General features: G+C 72.3%; 21 protein-coding genes and 1 tRNA gene. 10 read left to right on the top strand and 12 right to left on the bottom strand.

What is annotated here, in order from left to right; translation table 11 throughout:
- Positions 1-4: 4 nt before the first annotated feature.
- Both KUG39_RS04415 and KUG39_RS04410 read right to left on the bottom strand, forming a co-directional pair.
- A complete protein-coding gene (locus tag KUG39_RS04415; RefSeq protein ID WP_094585622.1) occupies positions 5-832 on the bottom strand; it encodes a hypothetical protein in 828 nt (275 codons plus the stop codon).
- A gap of 146 nt (positions 833-978) precedes the next feature.
- Positions 979-2,532, bottom strand: coding sequence for an Hsp70 family protein (locus KUG39_RS04410; RefSeq protein ID WP_216913259.1), 1,554 nt, complete (start codon positions 2,530-2,532; stop codon positions 979-981).
- Between the two features lie 95 nt (positions 2,533-2,627).
- On the opposite strand from KUG39_RS04410, the gene KUG39_RS04405 reads away from it, so the two are divergent.
- From KUG39_RS04405 to KUG39_RS04395, 3 genes are all read left to right on the top strand, one after another.
- Positions 2,628-2,855, top strand: coding sequence for a DNA-directed RNA polymerase subunit omega (locus tag KUG39_RS04405; protein ID WP_015110657.1), 228 nt, complete (start codon positions 2,628-2,630; stop codon positions 2,853-2,855).
- Between the two features lie 22 nt (positions 2,856-2,877).
- Positions 2,878-3,303, top strand: coding sequence for a DUF1818 family protein (locus KUG39_RS04400; protein WP_094585620.1), 426 nt, complete (start codon positions 2,878-2,880; stop codon positions 3,301-3,303).
- A gap of 294 nt (positions 3,304-3,597) precedes the next feature.
- Positions 3,598-3,852: a DUF2811 domain-containing protein gene (locus KUG39_RS04395; RefSeq protein ID WP_094585619.1), complete on the top strand. Its 255-nt coding sequence runs from the start codon at positions 3,598-3,600 to the stop codon at positions 3,850-3,852.
- Between the two features lie 11 nt (positions 3,853-3,863).
- Here the strand turns inward: KUG39_RS04395 and KUG39_RS04390 are convergent, their stop codons facing one another.
- The 5 genes from KUG39_RS04390 to KUG39_RS04370 all read right to left on the bottom strand — a co-directional run bounded on the left by KUG39_RS04390 (position 3,864) and on the right by KUG39_RS04370 (position 7,448).
- Entirely contained in the window at positions 3,864-4,331 is a 468-nt protein-coding gene (locus KUG39_RS04390; RefSeq protein WP_190610689.1) for an EVE domain-containing protein, read from the bottom strand.
- 12 nt (positions 4,332-4,343) lie between these two features.
- The gene (gene murD, locus KUG39_RS04385; RefSeq protein WP_216913257.1) at positions 4,344-5,762 is read right to left on the bottom strand and encodes a UDP-N-acetylmuramoyl-L-alanine--D-glutamate ligase; all 1,419 of its coding nucleotides are present in this window, start codon (positions 5,760-5,762) and stop codon (positions 4,344-4,346) included.
- A 94-nt stretch (positions 5,763-5,856) separates the two neighbouring features.
- A tRNA-Val gene (locus KUG39_RS04380) sits at positions 5,857-5,928 on the bottom strand.
- 230 nt (positions 5,929-6,158) lie between these two features.
- Positions 6,159-6,932, bottom strand: coding sequence for a photosystem II electron transport protein, Sll1252 family (locus KUG39_RS04375; protein WP_216913255.1), 774 nt, complete (start codon positions 6,930-6,932; stop codon positions 6,159-6,161).
- A 12-nt stretch (positions 6,933-6,944) separates the two neighbouring features.
- Positions 6,945-7,448 (bottom strand): hypothetical protein, encoded by a 504-nt coding sequence (locus KUG39_RS04370; RefSeq protein WP_094585615.1) that lies wholly within the window; start codon positions 7,446-7,448, stop codon positions 6,945-6,947.
- 87 nt (positions 7,449-7,535) lie between these two features.
- Here KUG39_RS04370 and serA point away from each other — a divergent pair, with 87 nt between their 5' ends.
- The 4 genes from serA to KUG39_RS04350 all read left to right on the top strand — a co-directional run bounded on the left by serA (position 7,536) and on the right by KUG39_RS04350 (position 11,004).
- A complete protein-coding gene (gene serA, locus KUG39_RS04365; protein WP_094585614.1) occupies positions 7,536-9,122 on the top strand; it encodes a phosphoglycerate dehydrogenase in 1,587 nt (528 codons plus the stop codon).
- A complete protein-coding gene (locus KUG39_RS04360; RefSeq protein WP_216913253.1) occupies positions 9,122-10,087 on the top strand; it encodes a 50S ribosomal protein L11 methyltransferase in 966 nt (321 codons plus the stop codon). The genes serA and KUG39_RS04360 overlap by 1 nt, the downstream gene beginning before the upstream one ends.
- A 142-nt stretch (positions 10,088-10,229) precedes the next feature.
- The gene (locus KUG39_RS04355) at positions 10,230-10,529 is read left to right on the top strand and encodes a ferredoxin (protein ID WP_094585612.1); all 300 of its coding nucleotides are present in this window, start codon (positions 10,230-10,232) and stop codon (positions 10,527-10,529) included.
- Between the two features lie 79 nt (positions 10,530-10,608).
- A complete protein-coding gene (locus tag KUG39_RS04350) occupies positions 10,609-11,004 on the top strand; it encodes a DUF8632 family protein (protein WP_094585652.1) in 396 nt (131 codons plus the stop codon).
- A gap of 67 nt (positions 11,005-11,071) precedes the next feature.
- Here the strand turns inward: KUG39_RS04350 and psbV are convergent, their stop codons facing one another.
- Positions 11,072-11,644 carry a photosystem II cytochrome c-550 gene (gene psbV / locus KUG39_RS04345; RefSeq protein WP_286191042.1) on the bottom strand — a complete coding sequence of 191 codons (573 nt, stop codon included), beginning with the start codon at positions 11,642-11,644 and terminating at the stop codon, positions 11,072-11,074.
- A gap of 96 nt (positions 11,645-11,740) precedes the next feature.
- Positions 11,741-12,688 (bottom strand): ribonuclease Z, encoded by a 948-nt coding sequence (gene rnz / locus KUG39_RS04340; protein WP_216913251.1) that lies wholly within the window; start codon positions 12,686-12,688, stop codon positions 11,741-11,743.
- A gap of 87 nt (positions 12,689-12,775) precedes the next feature.
- Here rnz and KUG39_RS04335 point away from each other — a divergent pair, with 87 nt between their 5' ends.
- Together KUG39_RS04335 and KUG39_RS04330 are read left to right on the top strand one after the other, a co-directional pair.
- On the top strand, positions 12,776-14,101 hold the full coding sequence (locus KUG39_RS04335) for a SpoIID/LytB domain-containing protein (protein WP_216913249.1): 1,326 nt from the start codon (positions 12,776-12,778) through the stop codon (positions 14,099-14,101).
- A gap of 8 nt (positions 14,102-14,109) precedes the next feature.
- Positions 14,110-14,895, top strand: coding sequence for a glucosamine-6-phosphate deaminase (locus tag KUG39_RS04330; protein WP_286192935.1), 786 nt, complete (start codon positions 14,110-14,112; stop codon positions 14,893-14,895).
- A gap of 45 nt (positions 14,896-14,940) precedes the next feature.
- On the opposite strand, the gene KUG39_RS04325 is transcribed toward KUG39_RS04330, so the two are convergent.
- Both KUG39_RS04325 and truB read right to left on the bottom strand, forming a co-directional pair.
- Complete coding sequence (locus KUG39_RS04325; protein ID WP_216913247.1) at positions 14,941-15,717, bottom strand: YebC/PmpR family DNA-binding transcriptional regulator; 777 nt, start codon at positions 15,715-15,717, stop codon at positions 14,941-14,943.
- An 18-nt stretch (positions 15,718-15,735) separates the two neighbouring features.
- A complete protein-coding gene (gene truB, locus KUG39_RS04320) occupies positions 15,736-16,659 on the bottom strand; it encodes a tRNA pseudouridine(55) synthase TruB (protein ID WP_216913245.1) in 924 nt (307 codons plus the stop codon).
- A gap of 12 nt (positions 16,660-16,671) precedes the next feature.
- Here truB and KUG39_RS04315 point away from each other — a divergent pair, with 12 nt between their 5' ends.
- Entirely contained in the window at positions 16,672-17,433 is a 762-nt protein-coding gene (locus KUG39_RS04315; RefSeq protein ID WP_216913243.1) for a queuosine precursor transporter, read from the top strand.
- On the opposite strand, the gene rpmA is transcribed toward KUG39_RS04315, so the two are convergent.
- Positions 17,430-17,696 carry a 50S ribosomal protein L27 gene (rpmA, locus tag KUG39_RS04310; protein ID WP_094585604.1) on the bottom strand — a complete coding sequence of 89 codons (267 nt, stop codon included), beginning with the start codon at positions 17,694-17,696 and terminating at the stop codon, positions 17,430-17,432. The genes KUG39_RS04315 and rpmA overlap by 4 nt on opposite strands.
- Positions 17,697-17,742: the final 46 nt, after the last annotated feature.

Genomic DNA, 17,742 nt, shown 5'->3' with positions numbered 1-17,742 from the left:
GGGCTCAGCGCTGGCAGGCGCTCTCCGGCCCGGCCTCCACCACCCGTCCGCCCAGCTCCTTGCAGGCCTCCTGGAAGGCCTGCCATTCGTCCATGCCGGCGCTGATGCGGCGCTGCACCAGGGCATCCAGCTTCTCCCCGGACACCGTGTGGGGCAGGGAACCGTGGCTATCGTGCTCCCGGTCCTTGCCCTGGAGCTGGTCGAGGCCCTTTTTGACCTCCTGCCGCAGGGGCTCGCTCTGCTGGCGCCACCAGGGGTGGTCGATGCGGTTGAGGCTGTCGAGGGCCTCCCACCAGCGCTTCTGCTTCACCAGGAGCGTCGCCCGCTCCAGCTGGGAGCGGTTGCGGTTCCAGATCGCCTGCAGGTCGTCGCCCATGGCGCTGCCGTCGTCGTTGCGCTCCTCCCCCAGGGGGGCGAGCGCCGCCAGGGCACCCTGCAGATCGCCGTCCTGGAAGCGGGTTTTGGCCAGGTGGCGCAGCTGGCGTTGCCAGCGCGCCAGCCGTTCGCGGTCGGAGGGGGTGCCGGCCCGGGAGTTGATCACCTGGCGCTGCAGCCGCAGGGCCTCGCTCCAGTCCTCCTGGCCCCAGAGCTGGTCGGCCTTGGCCCGCAGGCACCTGCCCCGGTCGAAGGGGGTGCGGCCGGGCAGCCAGCTGAGGGCCGCCAGCTGCTCGCTGTAGCGGAGGCAGTCGTCGAGGCGGCCGGTGGCGGAGGCCTGCTCCAGGCGCACGGGCAGCTGGCGCTCCCACCAGTAACCCAGGCCGACGGCGGCGGCGACCGAACCCAGGGTGATGGCCAGCCAGAAGCGCGGGAGTCTGTGCCGGCGGAGGGCCAAGGGGGGAGAGAGAGCACGGTTCTCCACCGTTGTATGCAACGGCGGCCACCGGCGCCTGGTCGCGGGGGCAGCCTGGTCGGCGTCCACCGCCGACGGCGGCGATCGGCCAGGCCCGGTGGCGCCCAGCGCAGCGGTTCCCCTGGCGCTCAGCGCACCGGGCCCAGGGGCAGCGGCTCCCTGCGGCCGCCCTCGGCGAGGGCCTCCAGGTCGTCCCATGCCACCAGGAGCCGGGCCTGGGCGTCGATGGAAAAACGCAGCCGCAGCCGGTCGACGCCGCGCTGACCGGGGGAGGCCAGGGGGATGGTCAGCGGCGACGGGGACCAAGGCCGCACCGGAGCCGCCCCCGCCGGCCGCTCGCGCAGCACCGGCAGCCCCGCCTCGAAGACCACCTCGGCCCGCTCCTCCGGCAGGGGCTCCCCCAGCACCAGTTCCAGCTCCTCCTGGCCGTCCTGGCTGCAGGCCAGCACCAGCTCCAGGGGCTGCTCCGTCGGCCAGCTCTGGCCGGCCACGAACAGGGGATGCCAGCGGTGGGCGGCGCTGCGCCGGTCCCAGCAGCGCAGGGAGACGCCACGGGCCAGCACGTCCCGGACCTGGACGCCGGGGGTCAGGGCCAGGGCCCCCAGGGCCACGGCCTCCACTGGCCGCTCGCCGCGCAGGGGCACGCCGGGGCAGCGGCTCTCCAGCCAGCGCCGGATCAGGGGGATCCGGCTGCTGCCACCCACCGGCAGCACGGCGTCGATGTCGCCCAGCCCCAGCCCCTCCCGGCGGGCGGCCGCCAGGACCGCCTCCAGCAGGCCGTCGAGCAGCTGGGGCAGGCCGCGTTCCTCCAGGAGCCGCTCGAAGGCCGGCCGGCTCAGGGTCAGCTCCCGGAAGGACCCGGCCGTCGCCTGGATCTGCCGGGCTTCGGGGGCCTCGCTGAGCTGGCACTTGATACGTTCGGCGAGCTGCAGCAGGGCGCCGTCAGCGGGCCCATCGGGGCAGAGGTGGGCCGCGATCCAGCGATCGATGTCCCGCCCGCCCAGGGCCACCCCCGCCTTGCCGATCACCCGGGCGCAGCGCAGGCTCTGGCCGCTGCGGGTCAGGTCCCGGCCGGCGAAGCGCAGCAGCTGGGCGATCGGCGCCGCCCGCCCCTCGCCGCCCTCCAGGGCCACCAGGGAGAGATCGATCGTGCCGCCGCCCATGTCCACCACCAGCACCCGGCTGCCGGGGGGCAGGCCGGCGCCGATGGCGGCGGCGGTGGGCTCGTCCACCAAGGCAAGCTCGGGCACCGCCAGGGCGCGGCTGGCCCGCTCCAGCCAGGCCCGGTAGCCCCGGTAGGTCTCGATCGGGGCGGTGAGCACCAGCCGCTCCGGCACCAGCTCCGCCGGCAGGGCCCGCCACAGCCCCTCCAGCAGCAGGGCACCGGCCCGCTCGGCACTGAGCCAGCCCGGCGAGGGGCCCGTCGCCGGGGCTCCGATGTGGCGCTTGAAGTCCCGGCAGAGGCCGGGGTGGTCGCCATCGGCCAGGGCCGCCTCGAGCACCTGCCGGCCGATCAGGGGCCGTTCGGCGTCGGGGGCCTCCAGCCACAGCAGGCTGGGCACCACGCAGGGGTCGCCGCAGCTGTAGGGCGGCAGGGGCAGCAGGCCGGGGGGGCCCTGGCGGTCCTGCCAGGCCACCACGGTGGTGCTGCTGCCCAGGTCGATGGCGAGGGTTCCGGGCATGGGTCGACGGATGGCTCCCCTTCTAGGCCGGTGGCGGCCGGAAAGGGCGGGCCGATGGGCTGATCTAGGGTGTTGAGACTGATGATCAGGCCCGCATGCCGAGCAGCGAACTCAACGCCAAGGAACTGGCCCAGCGCGGGGAGAGCCTGATCCGTCACTCCAGCAACCGCTACCTGACCACCGTTCGCATCGCTTTCCGGGCCAAGCAGCGCCGCTTCGATGATTTCGACGGCCTGCTCGACGACTCGATGATCAAGCCGGTCCAGCGGGCCATCATCGAGCTCAGCGACGAGCAGGACCAGCCCGACCTGCTGCCCGGCTGAGGCTCCCCACCACCACCCCGCCGTGGAGATCTGCGAGGGCCCGGGCTGGCGGCTGGTGGTGGATCCCGCCCGGGCCCCTTTCATCGCCCTCATCGGCGGGGACGGCTGGGCCAGTGAACTGACGGCGGCAGAGCTGGGCGCCCTGCAGCTGGCCGCCGGTCGCCTCACCGCCCAGCACCGGGCCATGGCCGACGTCCTGATGGCGGAAGAGGCCGTGGCCATGGAGGTGGAGCTGCCGATCGGAGAGCCCGAAGGGGGCGACGCCGGATCCCTGTGGCTGGGCCTGGAGGGTGACCGGCAGCACTGGACGCTGCAGCTGGTGCTCACCCCCGCCCCGGGACTGCGGGGCATCGAGGGGGGCTGGAGCGCCGCCGCCAGTGAGGCGTTCAGCGCCGCGCTGGAGCGCCTGAGACCCGCTGAGCAAGGCGGCGGGGATCAGGATTGGTGATCGTTGGCGGATTCCGCAGCCGGCCCCCCGGTTTTGCACCGTTTCTCCCCAGGCCGGTGGCGATCGCCGCTGGCCACCGGCCCCGGATGGGGAGAAGCGGCCCGTGTCGCCGCCGCCGCTTGACAGGGAAAGGCGAGCGTTCCTGAGAAGCGGGAGTGGCCCCGGGGACATTCGCAAGCCCCTGCTGTGGCTGGTGTCTCAGGCTGGGACGGGGGACGGATGGCCGCCGGCGTCGGCGTTTGACGCGGCCCCCTGGGTGTGGAGAACTGGCTCACGCCCAGCCAGGAATCCGCGATGTCCCGCCCGAGAACACTGCCGCTGGACGGGGCCGAGTCTCTGGTGAGCCTGCGGGCGGATGTGCCCGCGCCCCTGCTGGCGGCCATGCGCGAGTTCATCGAGGAGCACCCCAACTGGGACCAGTACCGGCTGTTCCAGGCCGCCCTGGCGGGCTTTCTGGTGCAGAACGGGATCCGCAACCGCGGGGTGACCCGCTGCTACCTGGCCAACCTGTTTCCCGGCCACCAGGCGTTCTCGGCGCCGGCGGCCTGACGGGCCCGGCCTCAGGCGTCCGGCTCCACCCCCAGCAGGCGGAACAGCCGGGCGGCGCTGGCGTCGCTCACCGGCAGGATCGAGAGGCGATTGCCCCGGCGCACCACCGCCAGGTCTTCGACGCTGAACTGTTCCCGCAGGGCCTCCAGGCTCAGCATCGCCGGAAAGGTGGCGCGATAGGCGAGGCGCACGCAGTCCCAGCGCGGGGCCTCCGGCTTGGAGGCCGGATCGAAGTACTTCGAGGCGGCGTCGAACTGGCTGGGATCCACCAGCCCCGTCTCGGTCACCTCCATCAGGCCGACGATGCCCGGGGGACTGGCATTGGAGTGGTAGAAGAACGCCCGGTCGCCGATCTGCATGGCACGCATGAAGTTGCGGGCCTGGTAGTTGCGGATGCCGTCCCAGAGGGTGGTGCCCTCCGCCTGCAGGTGGTGGATGCCGTAGACGTCCGGCTCGCTCTTCATCAACCACCAGGCCATGGTGCGTCCGCCTCAGCTGTCGGTGTCGAGGGCCAGCACCAGGCCGCGGAAGTGGTCGCCGCGGGCCTCGAAACTGGTGTACTGGTCGAAGCTGGCACAGGCCGGGGAGAGCAGCACCCCCCGGCAGCCGAGAGAGGGGGCCAGCGTCGCGGCCAGGGCCACCGCTCCCTCCAGGCCCTCCTCCTGCTTGACCACGCCGCCGTAGCCGCTGGACTCGAGCAGGCCGGCGAACTCCTGCCGCGCCGCGCCATAGAGCACCACCGCCGCAGCCCGCTGCCGGAGCTGCTCCAGCCAGGCCGCGGCCTCCCCCTGCTTCGACTGGCCGCCGGCCAGCACCACCAGGGGACCCTCCAGGGCCCGCAGGGCCACCTCGGCGGCGTCGTAGTTGGTGGCCTTGCTGTCGTTGAACCAGGTCACGCCGTTGAGGCTGCGGAGGCGCTCAAGCCGGTGGGGGACACCGGGGAAGGAACGGCAGGCCGCCTCCATCACCGCCGGCTCCAGCCCGGCATGGAGCCCCACCGCCACGGCCAGCAGCAGGTTCTGACGGTTGTGGGCCCCGGGCATGGCCAGGGCGGAGGCCGGGAACAGGGGGCCCTGGCGGCCCCGCACCTGATCGTCGCCTTCGATCCAGAGCATCGGATCGAGGGCCGGCGGCAGGGCCTCCCTGGGGCCGGCGGTGATCCAGTCGGCCTGGTCCCAGCTGTCGGCGTGCTGGCGCAGGTCGGGGTCGTCGGCGTTGAGGATGCGGACGCGGGAGTTCTCCAGCAGGCTCCGTTTGATGGCCCGGTAGGCGGCCAGGGTGCCGTGGCGCTCCAGGTGGTCGGGGGTGAGGGTGGTCCAGACGCCGATCGCCGGTGCGACTGCGGGGGCGGCCTCGATCTGGTAACTGCTCAGTTCCACCACCAGCCAGTCCGGGCGGGGCCCCTGCTCGAGACGCCGCTGCAACACCACCTCAGCGGCGGAGATGCCGACGTTGCCGCAGAGGGGCGCATCCCGGCCGGCCTGCTGCAGCAGGTGGTGCACCAGGCAGGTGACGGTGGTCTTGCCGTTGGTGCCGGTGATGGCGATCCAGGGCACGTCGCGGCTGGCCTGCCAAGCGGGCACAATCTCCCCCTGAACCTGCACTCCCCGGGAGCGCAGCTCCTCCAGCACCGGGTGGTTCCAGGGGATGCCCGGGCTGACCACCACCACCGACGGCGGCAGTGGCAGCTCCCGGAACGCCTCGAGGCTCAGGGGCACCCCCAGCCGCACCGCGATGGCCTCGCACTCCAGCTGGGCCGCCAGGGCCCGGTGCTCCGGCGTGTCACCGCTCTCGATGACCACCACCGTCTCGCCGCGGGCCTGCAGCAGGCGGGCCGCCCCCAGACCCGACCGGCCCAGACCCACCACCACCGTGCAGGAGAGAGGTGCAACGGCCTCGGCGGGACTCACGCTGGCTGGCTCACATTCATGATCGGCCGAGGGTAGCAGCGAAGGGATCGCTGAACCGAATCGGGATCCAATCGGAAGACTTTAATTCAATCAATGGGCGATACTGGAATCGAACCAGTGACTCCTACCGTGTCAAGGTAGTGCTCTACCTCTGAGCTAATCGCCCGAGTTCGGAAAAACCGAAGCGGCTCCATTTCAGACAACAATCATGGGTAGCCCGATGAGGGCCGAGCTGGATTGCCGTTGAAATGGCTGGCCCTCGAGATGGATGGTTCTCGGGGAAAAGAAAGCATCACCGACAGTTGACCTTTCACAGTCGATCCGTCGGATCCGTCTCCAACCAGGACTTTTCCTACTCGCCGGCCTTCCCTCCTGTCAACTTGCGCCGCCGGGCCCTCAATGGCGCTCCAGCCGGATCCGGAAACGCTCCCGCTTGGTGGCTTCGATGGCCAGCACCTCCAGCTCCCCCCGCCCCTCCAGCTGGACCCGCGCCCCCACCGCCAGGGGCTGGCTGGGACTGCTGACCACCTTCCAGTCGAGGCGGACGGCACCCTGCCGGATCAGGGTGGCCATGCGATTGCGGGACAGCCCGAAGCCGGCCGACGCCAGGGCATCCAGCCGCAGGGAGGCCTCCACCGTGGTGAGCTGGCGGGGCAGACGGCGGGCCGGCAGCTGCAGCGCCTCGATGGGCCGGGCCTCGAACCGCACCGGCACCGTGCGCACCAGGCCCTCGGTCCCGTCCAGCCGCCGGGCCAGGGCCTCGCTGACGATCGCCTGGCCACCCCGATCGCCTCGCAGCCACAGGTCACCCAGCTCTGCGGCACCGGCACCGGAAGCGGCCAGTCCCGCGGCCATGTCGGCCGCCGAGGCGGGATCGAACAGGAAGTTGCCGCTGATCTCCAGCCCCAGCAGGGCGGGGGCCGTCGGCTCCTGTCCCGACCGTGCCAGCAGTAGGCAGCGGCGCTCGGCGCCCGGGTGGCCGCCGTCACTGGCGAGGCTCAGCTCGCTGAGGCCACCGAGCCGGTCCTCCGCCTCCTCCCGCACCGCGGCCTCGAGAAAGCCGCTGACCTGGGGCTCCCAGGTGCGCAGGGCCGTCTCCGCCAGGCTGAACAGGGCCCCGAGCTCCTCCGGGTGGCGACTCCCCTCCAGCAGGTCCCGTCGTGGAAGCATGGGCCCCGCGCCTCAGGTGTCGTCCAGGCGCACGACCGCCGTCGGTCGCGCCAGCTGGATGGTGGTCCAGGGGATCTCGCGGCCGACGGGGGCCTCCAGCAGCAGCAGCCAGCAGCCCTCGTCGAGCCGGTTGCGCAGGATGCGGATGCGGTCGTCCTCCTCCGAGCTGACGCTGGCGGCGGCGGCAAAACTGCCCATCCAGCCGGAGCCCATGCCCAGCAGGCCGCCGATCAGGGGCTCCCCGTAGGCCCCGGCGAAGCTGAACGTGTGCAGATCGGTGATCTGGGTGAAGGTGAGCCCGGCCAGGAACCCGAAGGGCAGCAGCCAGCGCACCATCGACTGTTGCCGCCGCCGCCGGGCCGTGGCCGGATCCAGCCGCTCCACGTCCGACATGGTCGCCTCACCGCTGCCGATCGCCAGCACCCGGGTCGGGGCCGGCTGAAGTGCCTGCAAGCGATCCCGCAGGGCATACAGGCGTTCCCGGTCGTCCAGCACGACCACCACACTCAGGGACATGGGCTCGTCTCCGCACCGCTCTCTACACTGCACCTCCGGCCTGCCCCCCTGGGGGCGCACCCCCCGCCCTCCCCACCGCTGCCGGACATGACGAAGGTTCTGGTCTCCGATCCCATCGACCAGGCGGGGATCGACATCCTCTCCCAGGTCGCCCAGGTGGACGTGCGCACGGGCCTGAGCCCGGAGCAGCTGGTGGCGTGCATCGGTGAGTACGAGGGTCTGATGATCCGCTCCGGCACCCAGGTGACCGCCGAGGTGATCGAGGCCGCGAGCCACCTGCGCATCATCGGCCGGGCCGGCGTGGGCGTCGACAACGTCGATGTGCCCGCCGCCACCCGCCGCGGCGTGATCGTCGTCAATTCGCCGGAGGGCAACACGATCGCCGCCGCCGAGCACGCCCTGGCGCTGATGCTCTCCCTGTCGCGGCACGTGCCCCACGCCCACGCCAGCACCATGGCCGGCGGCTGGGACCGCAAGACCTACGTCGGCAACGAGCTCTACAAGAAGACCCTCGGCGTGGTGGGCCTCGGCAAGATCGGCTCCCACGTGGCCCGTGTCGCCCGGGCCCTGGGCATGGACGTGGCCGCCTACGACCCGTTCATCTCCGCCGAGCGCGCCCAGCTGCTGCAGGTGCGGCTGCTGCCCCTGCCCCAGCTGTTCGCCGAAGCCGACTACGTCAGCCTGCACCTGCCCCGCACGCCGGACACCGAGAACCTGGTCAACGCGGCGCTGCTGGCCACGATGAAGCCCACCGCCCGGCTGGTGAACTGCGCCCGCGGCGGCATCATCGACGAGCAGGCCCTGGCCGATGCGGTCGAGAACCGCGTCATCGCCGGTGCGGCCCTCGACGTCTACGCCAAGGAGCCGCTGGCGGCCGATTCCCCCCTGCGCCTGGTCAAGGAGCGGCTGATCCTCACCCCGCACCTGGGCGCGTCCACCGAGGAAGCCCAGGAGAACGTGGCCATCGACGTGGCCGAGCAGATCCGGGACGTGCTCCTCGGCCTGCCGGCCCGCAGCGCCGTCAACATCCCCGGCCTGACCCCCGAGGTGATGGAGCTGCTCAAGCCCCATCTGCAGCTGGCGGAAACCCTGGGCCTGCTGCTCAGTCAACTGGCCGGCGGCCAGATCAGCGAGCTGGAGGTGCGCCTGCAGGGCGAATTCGCCTCCCACCCGGCCCAGCCCCTGGTTGTGGCCGCCCTCAAGGGCATCCTCTCGGCCGCCCTCGGCGACAGCATCAACTACGTCAACGCCACCCTGGAGGCCAAGGAGCGCGGCATCCACGTGCTTGAGGTGAAGGACGACGCCAGCCGCGACTTCGCCGGCGGTTCGCTGCAGCTCAGCTCCCGCAGCCCCCGGGGCAACCACAGCGTCACCGGCGCAGTGTTCACCGACGGGGAACTGCGCATCACCACCATCGACGAGTTCCCGGTGAACGTGACGCCCAGCCGTCACATGCTCTTCACCCGTCACCGGGACATGCCCGGCATCATCGGCCAGCTGGGCTCCCTGCTGGGCGAGCACAACGTCAACATCGCCTCGATGCAGGTGGGCCGCCGCATCGTGCGCGGCGACGCGGTGATGGTGCTGAGCCTCGACGACCCGATCCCCCCCAGCCTGCTGGCGGTGATCCACAGCATCAACGGCATCCAGGCCGCCCACCCGGTCACCCTCTGATGGGCCTGGTCTGGTGGCGGCTGGAGATGGCCGCCCCGGCCGAACTGGAGGAGTCCCTGCTCTGGAAGCTGCCGCTCCTGGGGGTGGCGCGGGTGGCGCTCCAGCACCCCCCTGAGGCGCCGGAGCAGCGGCAGCTGCTGGCCTGGCTGCCGGAGAGCGACTGGCCCGCCGACCAGCGCCAGGAGCTGGAGCGGGCCCTGGCCCCGCTGGGGGAGCCCTTCGACCTGGCGCTGCCACAGGTCCACTGGCAGCGGCAGGCCGATGAGGACTGGAGCCTGAGCTGGAAGAGCCACTGGCGGCCCGATCCGGTGGGGGAGCGGCTGCTGGTGCTGCCGGCCTGGCTGGAGGTGCCGCCTGAGCAGGCCGGGCGGCTGGTGATCCGCATCGATCCGGGCAGCGCCTTCGGCACCGGCAGCCATCCCACCACCCGCCTCTGCCTGGAGGCCCTGGAGGCCCTCGCCGGGGAGCGGGAACGGGCGGGCCTGGGTGAGGGCCTGGAGGGGCTGCGGGTGGCCGATCTGGGCTGCGGCAGCGGCATCCTGGGCCTGGCCGCCCTGCGGCTGGGGGCGGCCAGCGTGGCCGCCGCCGACACCGACCCCCTGGCGGAGCGGGCCACCCGGGAGAACGCCGCCCTGAATGGCCTGGGGCCCTCCCCCACGGCGCCGGACGCCCCCTCAGCGCTGGCGGTCACCACGGGCTCGGCCGAGGCCCTGGTGGCGCTGCTGGAGGGGCGTCCGGCGGATCTGCTGCTGTGCAACATCCTGGCGCCGGTGATCGAGGCCCTGATTCCCTGGTTCGGGCAGCTGCTGAGCCCCGGCGGCGTGGGCCTGCTGAGCGGCCTGCTGGTGGATCAGGCCCCAGGCCTGGAGCGGGATCTGGCGGCAGCCGGCTGGCGGGTGGAAGGGCGGGTCGAGCAGGACCGCTGGGGCCTGCTGCGGATCCGTTCGGCATCGGATGTTGCATAAGGCACGCTGATCTGTGTCCTGGCTTTGATTGGGCTTCCCGGCCTGCGAGCCCAAGATCGCCGGGAATGCCCCCTGTCGGATGTAGGAAGGGCGGGTCCTACAGGCCCTGGCTGCCGGGTGTCTGTGAGCTCCAATCTCTTCCATGGCTTCCTACAAGGTCACCCTCGTCAATGAGAGCGAGGGGCTGAACAAGACCATCGAGGTTCCCGACGACCAGTACATCCTCGACGCCGCCGAAGAGCAGGGCATTGACCTGCCCTACTCCTGCCGCGCCGGCGCCTGCTCCACCTGCGCTGGCAAGCTCACCGCCGGCACCGTCGACCAGTCGGACCAGAGCTTCCTCGACGACGACCAGATCGAGGCCGGCTTCGTCCTCACCTGCGTCGCCTACCCCACCTCCGACTGCACCATCAAGACCCACACCGAAGAAGAGCTCTACTGAGCTCCTCGCCGGGCGGTCCGGTTGGATCGCCCACTTGAACCCCGCGTTCTTCTCCGCCACCCTCAGGGGTGGCTTTTTCATGGCACTTCAGGTGGACACCGTGCTGGCCTCCGGCAGCGAGCATCCCAGCCCCGGCGGCCAGTACAGCTACCGGGTCCTGGGCCCCTGCTGCCGGCTGTTCGATCGGGAGGAGCTCCCCTGGCCCTGCTGCCGGCTGGCCTGGCGCAGCAAGGAACCCAGCTGGCGCCGCGTCGGCCGCCGCTTCGTGCCCGACCTGGCCGCCCGCCGCTGCCCCTCCTACGCCGTGGAGCTGCTGCAGCCGGGGGCCAGGCCCACCCGCACCGTGATCACCCTGTTCCCCCAGCGCCTGGCCCCAGGCCTGCAGGAGTGGTGGTACAGCAAGCTGCCGGGGTCGCTGGAGGCCGGCAACCTGGCCCCGCCACCACCGCTGCCGCTGCCGGCCCCGGCCCCCTGAGGCGGGGGTGTCCAGGCACAAAAAAACCGGCCGACGCAGGGCCGGCCGGCGGAGGTGGGCCGTGGGATCAGAAGTAGATCTTGCCGCCGCCCCACTGGATGCCCTGGACCTTGGGGGCCACCAGGATGTAGCCGGCGATCAGGCGCAGGTCCTCGTCGTCCAGATCGCGCATCTTCACGAACACGTCGCTGCTGCGCAGGCTGGGGTGCACGTCCGCGATGCTGTACTCACCGTCGTAGGAGGTGGGGTCCTTCATGTAGTCGACCAGGGCGTCCACCGAATCCCGGGCCGGGGTGGCCAGGGCGAGGGTTTCGGGGTCCAGGCCCACGTTCTGGTTGGTCTTGGTGATGCCACCGGCATGGCAGGTGCCGCAGCTTTCGTTGAAGAGCTTGCGGCCGGTCTTGACCTCCTTCTCGCTGAAGGTCACCAGGGTGCCGTCAGGGGAGACCGGCACGGTGAGATCCTCGGCGCTCCACTGGGCCGCGGCCGCGGGGCCCGCGAAACAGACCAGCAGGGCCAGGGGAAGGATCAGCAGCGTCCGGACCACGGCACGGAGGGCGCTGCGAAGGGGAGCGGTGCTGAGGCGGGCGGTGCGACGGGCGGCTGACAGCGGGGCGGCTGAGCGAAGGAGGGGGGCCATGGGAGAAGCCGGCGGAATGGCGGTCGGACCGCAACTGAGACCTTGTATCACGGGCGACGGGTCCCCCGGAACGGAATCACGCGAACTGTTGCAGGCTCAGCCCCCGGTCCCCACCGAGAGGCTGAGGAAGTCCTTCGCCACCACGGTCTCGGGGAAGATGGCCCGGGCCTCGGCCACCAGGTCGTCGGGGGTCATGGGATTCCCCGCCACGTAGCGGGGGCTCAGGTGGGTGAGCACCAGCTGCTTCACCCCCGCCTCCAGGGCGGTCTGGGCGGCCATCGTGCTGGTGGAGTGCTGGCGGGCGATGGCCAGCTCCGCCTCGCCATGGGAGAAGGTGGATTCGTGGATCAGCAGGTCGGCGCCGCGGGCCAGGGCCACCGCCGCCTCGCTGAACACGGTGTCGGTGCAGTAGACGACGCTGCAGCCGGGCCGGGGCGGCCCGCAGAGGGCCTCGCCACGGATCACCCGGCCGTCGTTGAGGGTGACGCTGCGACCGGCCTTGAGCTCGGCGTAGACCGGCCCAGGGGGAATGCCCAGGGCCCTGGCCCGCTCCACGTCGAAGCGGCCGGCCCGCGGCTTCTGATCCACCCGGTAGGCGTAGGCCGGCACCCGGTGGGTGAGGGCCGTGCAGCGCACCGTGATGTCGTCGTCGTCGAGCACCAGGGTGCCGCGGGCAGCGGCCTCCTTCACCCGGTGGGTGCGCAGGGGATAGCCGATGCGGGTCGAGGAGGTGCGCATCACCCCCTCCAGGTAGTCCCGCAGGGGATCCGGTCCGTAAAGGTCGATGCCGGCGCAGCTGCCCGCCAGCCCCAGGCTGGCCAGCAGCCCCGGCAGACCGAAGACGTGGTCACCGTGCATGTGGGTGACGAAGATCCGGCGCAGCTGGGACACCCGCAGGTCGCTGCGCAGGAACTGGTGCTGGGTTCCCTCGCCGCAGTCGAACAGCCACAGCTCGGCCCGCTGCGGCAACCGCAGGGCCACGGCGGAGACGTTGCGGGCGCGGGTGGGAACGCCGGAGCTGGTTCCCAGGAAGGTGACCTGCACACCCTGGCTGCCTCAGAGCGCATGCTGCCACGGCGCCGGCCGGTGTGCTGGCTGGCGCCGTGGCGCCCGCAGGATGACCCGTCCAGAATGAGCCGTTGTCGCTCGCGCACCCTCGTGCCCCTCCTCCGTTTCGGATGGCGCGCCGGCCTCTCGCTGGCCCTGCTTCCCGCCGCCGTCGCGGCGCCGGTCCCCACGGAGGCGAGGGCGCCTGCTCCCGTGGTGCGGGTGCTGCTGCGGGAGGCCCCCACCCTGGAGCTGGAAGCCGGCAGCACCGTGCTGCGCCTCGGCGACGCCACGGGGCGCACCCTGGCGGAGCTGGCGCCGGGGGCGCGGCTGCAGCTGGTGGGCAGCGGGCCGGCCCTGGAGGCCAGGCTGGAGGGACCGACCGGGCCGCCCCGCCGGGTGGCGCTGCCGTCGGGCCAGGCCTGGATCGATCCCGCCCCGGGACGGGGTGCGGGCAGCGAGGCCGTGTTGACCCTGCAGCAGCGCCGCTACCGCGGCCGGCTGCTGGTGCGCAGCGAGGGCGATCGGCTACAGGCGATCAACCTGATCGATGTCGAGAGCTATCTGCCCAGCGTGGTGGGCAGCGAGATGCCGGCCAGCTGGCCGCTGGCGGCCCTGCGGGCCCAGGCGGTGGCGGCCCGCACCTACGCCCTGCGCCAGCGCCGGCCGGCGGAGCCCTTCGACCTCAAGGCCACCGTCTCCAGCCAGGTCTACAAGGGGGTGGAGGCCGAAACCGACTCCACCCGCGAAGCGGTGCGCAGCACCCGCTCCCAGGTGCTGATGCACGGCTCCGCCCTGATCAACGCGGTGTTCCACAGCAGCAGTGGCGGCCTCACGGAGAACAGCGGCGACATCTGGCGCCAGCAACTGCCTTACCTGGTGAGCGTGCCCGATTACGACCAGGCCAGCCCGGTGCATGTCTGGCAGCTGCGCGTCGAGCCTGACAAGCTGGCCCGGGCCTTCCGGGAGATCGACGGGGCCTTCCGCATCGAGGTGCTCTCCACCACCAGCTCCGGCCGCATCCGCCAGGCCCGGGTGACGGGCCCCGGTGGCTCGCTGCTGCTCTCCGGCGCCGAGCTGCGCCAGCGGCTGGGCCTGCGCAGCACCCTGGCCCGGTTCGACTTCGAGGCGCCCCGGGCCGCCCCCTTCCCGCCTCCGCTGCCGTCCCTGCAAGGGGTCTTCACCCCCGAGGGGATCCGCTCCCTGGCCTCCGGCCTGGTGCAGGCCCCCTGGCGGGCCCCCCGGCCACCGGCGGCGCCGACCCTGCTGGTGAGCGGCCGGGGCTACGGCCACGGGGTGGGCATGAGCCAGTGGGGCGCCTACGCCCTGGCCCTGCGCGGCGAGGACTACCGGCAGATCCTCCAGCACTACTACCAGGGGGCCAGGATCCAGCCCTACTCCGCCCTTTGAGGCACCCGTTGAGCCGCCACGCCCCCAGCACCGCGGCCAGCGCCCCGGTCGCAGCCTCCATCACCCCGATCGTTCTGGCCGATGCGGCGGCGGTGGCGGAGCGGGTGGCGGCCCTGCTGCTGGCTGATCGGCTGCGGCCGGGCCGGCCCCTGGGTCTGGCCACCGGACGCACCATGGAGCCCGTCTATGCCGCCCTGGCGCGACGGCTGGGGCGCCTGGAGCCAGCCCTGGCGGCGCAGGTGCGTCAGGGCTGGTGCAGCTTCAACCTGGACGAGTACGTGGGGCTGGGGCCCCAGGATCCCGCCTCCTTCGCCGCCACCATGGCCCGCCAGCTGGTGGAGCCCCTCGGCCTGGACCCCGGGAAGGTATGGCTCCCCGATGGGCGGGCCTGCGATCCCGATGGCGAAGCGCGGCGCTACGGCGCCGCCGTGGCGGCCGCCGGCGGCATCGGCCTGCAGCTGCTGGGCCTGGGCCTCAACGGCCACGTGGGCTTCAACGAACCCCCCGCGGGGGCGGCCGTGACCTGCCGCTGCCTGGCCCTCAGCGACCACACCCGCCGCCAGAACGCCGGCGCCTTCGGGGGCGACCCCGGCGCCGTCCCCCGGCGGGCCATCACCCTGGGGATGGCCGAGATCCTCGCGGCCCGCCGGGTGCTCCTTGTGGTGACCGGCGGGGCCAAGGCGACGATCCTGCGCCGTGCCCTGGGGGAGCCCCCCACGCCGGAGCTGCCCGCCAGCTGGCTGCAGCACCACCCTGCCCTCACCGTGATCGCCGACGCCGAGGCCATGGGCTGAACCTCTGGCGCGGCGGAGGGCGCGGCGGAGGGCGGGGAGGTGGCCTCAGCCGGGCAGGGCGGCCTCCATCAGGGCCTCATCCGCCTCGAGATTGCTGGTGACGCTGCGCACGTCATCGAGATCCTCGAGCACATCCAGCATGCGCATGCAGGCGGCCAGCACCGCAGCGTCCTCGAGGCGGCAGGGCAGGGAGGAAATCCAGCGATGCTCCCAGCCGGCCAGGGGCAGCCGCAGGTCCCGGAGCCCATCCTGGAGGGCTTCGAGGTCGGCATAGGCGCCGAACACATCGACGCCCTCGGCATCGATCTCGTAGCCCGCCGCCGCCGGGCCACCCCGCTCCTCCAGGGCCAGCAGGTCCTCCAGCAGGCGCTCCTCGTCGGCGCCGGGCAGGGCCAGCCGCACCACGGACCGCTGCTCGAACAGATAGCTGACACAGCCGGTCTCACCGAGGTTGCCGCCGTGCTTGCCGAAGGCCAGTCGCAGGTCGGCCGCGGTGCGGTTGCGGTTGTCGGTCAGGGCCTCGACCAGCACGGCCACGCCCCCCGGGCCGTAACCCTCGTAGCGCACCGCCTCGAACAGGTCGGCCCCGCCACCCCCCTGGCCGCTGCCCTTGGCCACGGCCCGGTCGATGTTGGCGTTGGGGAGCCCCGCCACCTTGGCCTTCTCGATCGCGGTGCGGAGCTGGAAGTTGCCGGCCGGATCAGCACCGCCGCGGGCCGCCACGGTGATCTCCCGCCCCAGACGGGTGAACAGCGCTCCGCGCCGGGCGTCCACCACCGCCTTGGTGCGCTTGATCTGGGCCCATTTGCTGTGGCCGGCCATCGCGATGTCGCAGGGGGTTCAACCGGCGGCGTCGAACACCAGCCGGGGCAGGAGCAGGCCCTTGCCATCGGCACGGGCGATGCCGGCCAGGTTGCCATCCGGGGTGAGCACGGCAACCGCCCCCTCTGGCAACTGCTCCACCGTACGGGGCAGGGACCGGCCGCAGCGCCAGGGGGACAGCTGGGCCGGATCAAGGCGTTGGCGCGGCAGATCCACCAGCACGTCGAGGGGATCCAGCAGCGGCGGGAGGGGGCCGCTCGCCAGACGCTCCATGGAAATGGCCTGGTGCAGTCCGAAGCCGAGGGCGGCGGTGCGGCGCAGGCTGGCCAGGGCGCCGCCGCAACCGAGGGCTTCCCCCAGATCCCGCGCCAGGGCACGCACGTAGGTGCCGGCGGAACAGCGCACCTCCAGCTCCAGGCGGCCGCGCTCGGCGTCCCAGCCCAGCAGGTCGAGGCCATGGATCCGCACCGGCCGCGCCGCCAGCGCCAGCTGCTCCCCCGCCCGGACCCGGGCGTAGGCCCGCTGGCCATCCACATGCACAGCCGAGACCTGGGGGGGGACCTGGAGGATCTCGCCCCGGAACCGGGCCAGGGCCAGCTCGAGGGCCTCGGGATCGAGGGGCGGAACGGCCGAGCGCTCCAGCACCTCGCCCTCGAGGTCGTCGGTGCCGGTGCGCACGCCCAGCTGGACGGTGCCGCGGTAGGTCTTGTCGCCGGGCAGGTAGGGCAACAACCGGGTGGCCGGGCCGAGGGCGATCGGCAGCACCCCGGTGACGGCTGGATCCAGGGTGCCGCCGTGGCCCACCCGCCGCAGGCCGTAGGCCCGCCGCACCCTGGCGACGCCGTCGTGGGAGGTCAGGCCGGCGGGTTTGTCGAGCACCAGGAACCCGCAGCCGTGGCGCGACGGAGGCGATGGCGGCAGCCTGGAGGGACCTTCTCCCATGCTCAGGCGCCGATGACGCTGCAGGACCGGCGCGAGGTCACCTTTCTGGTGCTAGCCGGCATCTTCCTGGGGACCATGGGCATGCTCAACATCCTGGGGCTGACCCGGTTCCTCCACCTGGGCAGCATCGGGTCCTTCCCGATCATCGTGGCGGTGGGGGCCCTGCCATACCCCGTCACCTTCCTGTGCACGGACCTGATCAGCGAGATCTGGGGCGAACGGCGCGCCTCCCAGGTGGTGTGGGTGGGTCTGATGCTCAACGGCTGGATCGTCCTGGTGCTCTGGCTCGGTGGCATCCTGCCGGGCCTGGACGGATTCGGTGGGGTGGCGGGCCTGCCGGCCGACACCCACGGCGACGGGGTGCCGGTGTTCTTCGAGGTGCGCCGGCTGGCCTTCGGCGCCGTGGGGGCCTCCATGGCCGCCTACATGGCCGCCCAGTTCACCGACGTGCGCCTGTTCCATTTCTGGAAGCGCTTCAGCAACGGCAAGGCCCTGTGGCTGCGCAACAACGGCTCCACCCTGATCAGCCAGGTCGTCGACACGTCGGCGGTGGTGCTGATCAGCCACTACGCCGCCCATGTGCTGCCGATCAGGCCGGAGGAGCCGGTGCTGCCCCAGCTGGGCGTGTTCATCGCCAGCGGCTACGTGTTCAAGCTGGTGGCGGCCCTGGCCGACACCCTGCCCTTCTACCTGCTGGTGGGCTGGCTCAGGCGCTATCTGGAAGTGCCGGGGGACGGCACCGAGCTGGCGGACGCCCCCCTGCCGGGGGCCTAGGCAGCGACGGCGATGTTGATGCGCTTGCGGTTGCGCAGGCCGCGCTTGATGGATTCGAAGCTGACGACGCCATCCACCAGGGCGAACAGGGTGTCGTCGGAGCCGCGGCCCACGTTGACGCCCGGGATCACGGAGGTGCCGCGCTGGCGGATCAGGATCGAGCCGGCGCTGACGGTTTCACCGCCGTAACGCTTGACGCCGAGACGCTTGGAGTTGGAGTCGCGGCCGTTGCGGGTGGAGCCTGTGCCTTTCTTGTGGGCCATGGGAGAGCAGAGAAGGGAGAACGGGGGGGAACTGGAGAAGAGGCCG

Source organism: Synechococcus sp. CCAP 1479/10, assembly GCF_019038515.1.
Taxonomy (GTDB): domain Bacteria; phylum Cyanobacteriota; class Cyanobacteriia; order PCC-6307; family Cyanobiaceae; genus Cyanobium.
The sequence above is the reverse complement of the archived record's forward strand: the minus strand, read 5'-3'. Positions and strand labels throughout refer to the sequence as shown.

What these genes read in the sequence shown, in the direction of transcription:
- KUG39_RS04410 (WP_216913259.1), bottom strand. Translation starts at nt 2,532, where the DNA reads ATGCCCGGAACCCTCGCCATCGACCTGGGCAGCAGCACCACCGTGGTG.
- KUG39_RS04405 (WP_015110657.1), top strand. Translation starts at nt 2,628, where the DNA reads ATGCCGAGCAGCGAACTCAACGCCAAGGAACTGGCCCAGCGCGGGGAG.
- KUG39_RS04395 (WP_094585619.1), top strand. Translation starts at nt 3,598, where the DNA reads ATGTCCCGCCCGAGAACACTGCCGCTGGACGGGGCCGAGTCTCTGGTG.
- KUG39_RS04390 (WP_190610689.1), bottom strand. Translation starts at nt 4,331, where the DNA reads ATGGCCTGGTGGTTGATGAAGAGCGAGCCGGACGTCTACGGCATCCAC.
- KUG39_RS04375 (WP_216913255.1), bottom strand. Translation starts at nt 6,932, where the DNA reads ATGCTTCCACGACGGGACCTGCTGGAGGGGAGTCGCCACCCGGAGGAG.
- KUG39_RS04370 (WP_094585615.1), bottom strand. Translation starts at nt 7,448, where the DNA reads ATGTCCCTGAGTGTGGTGGTCGTGCTGGACGACCGGGAACGCCTGTAT.
- serA (WP_094585614.1), top strand. Translation starts at nt 7,536, where the DNA reads ATGACGAAGGTTCTGGTCTCCGATCCCATCGACCAGGCGGGGATCGAC.
- KUG39_RS04360 (WP_216913253.1), top strand. Translation starts at nt 9,122, where the DNA reads ATGGGCCTGGTCTGGTGGCGGCTGGAGATGGCCGCCCCGGCCGAACTG.
- KUG39_RS04355 (WP_094585612.1), top strand. Translation starts at nt 10,230, where the DNA reads ATGGCTTCCTACAAGGTCACCCTCGTCAATGAGAGCGAGGGGCTGAAC.
- KUG39_RS04350 (WP_094585652.1), top strand. Translation starts at nt 10,609, where the DNA reads ATGGCACTTCAGGTGGACACCGTGCTGGCCTCCGGCAGCGAGCATCCC.
- psbV (WP_286191042.1), bottom strand. Translation starts at nt 11,644, where the DNA reads ATGGCCCCCCTCCTTCGCTCAGCCGCCCCGCTGTCAGCCGCCCGTCGC.
- KUG39_RS04335 (WP_216913249.1), top strand. Translation starts at nt 12,776, where the DNA reads ATGAGCCGTTGTCGCTCGCGCACCCTCGTGCCCCTCCTCCGTTTCGGA.
- KUG39_RS04325 (WP_216913247.1), bottom strand. Translation starts at nt 15,717, where the DNA reads ATGGCCGGCCACAGCAAATGGGCCCAGATCAAGCGCACCAAGGCGGTG.
- truB (WP_216913245.1), bottom strand. Translation starts at nt 16,659, where the DNA reads ATGGGAGAAGGTCCCTCCAGGCTGCCGCCATCGCCTCCGTCGCGCCAC.
- KUG39_RS04315 (WP_216913243.1), top strand. Translation starts at nt 16,672, where the DNA reads ATGACGCTGCAGGACCGGCGCGAGGTCACCTTTCTGGTGCTAGCCGGC.
- rpmA (WP_094585604.1), bottom strand. Translation starts at nt 17,696, where the DNA reads ATGGCCCACAAGAAAGGCACAGGCTCCACCCGCAACGGCCGCGACTCC.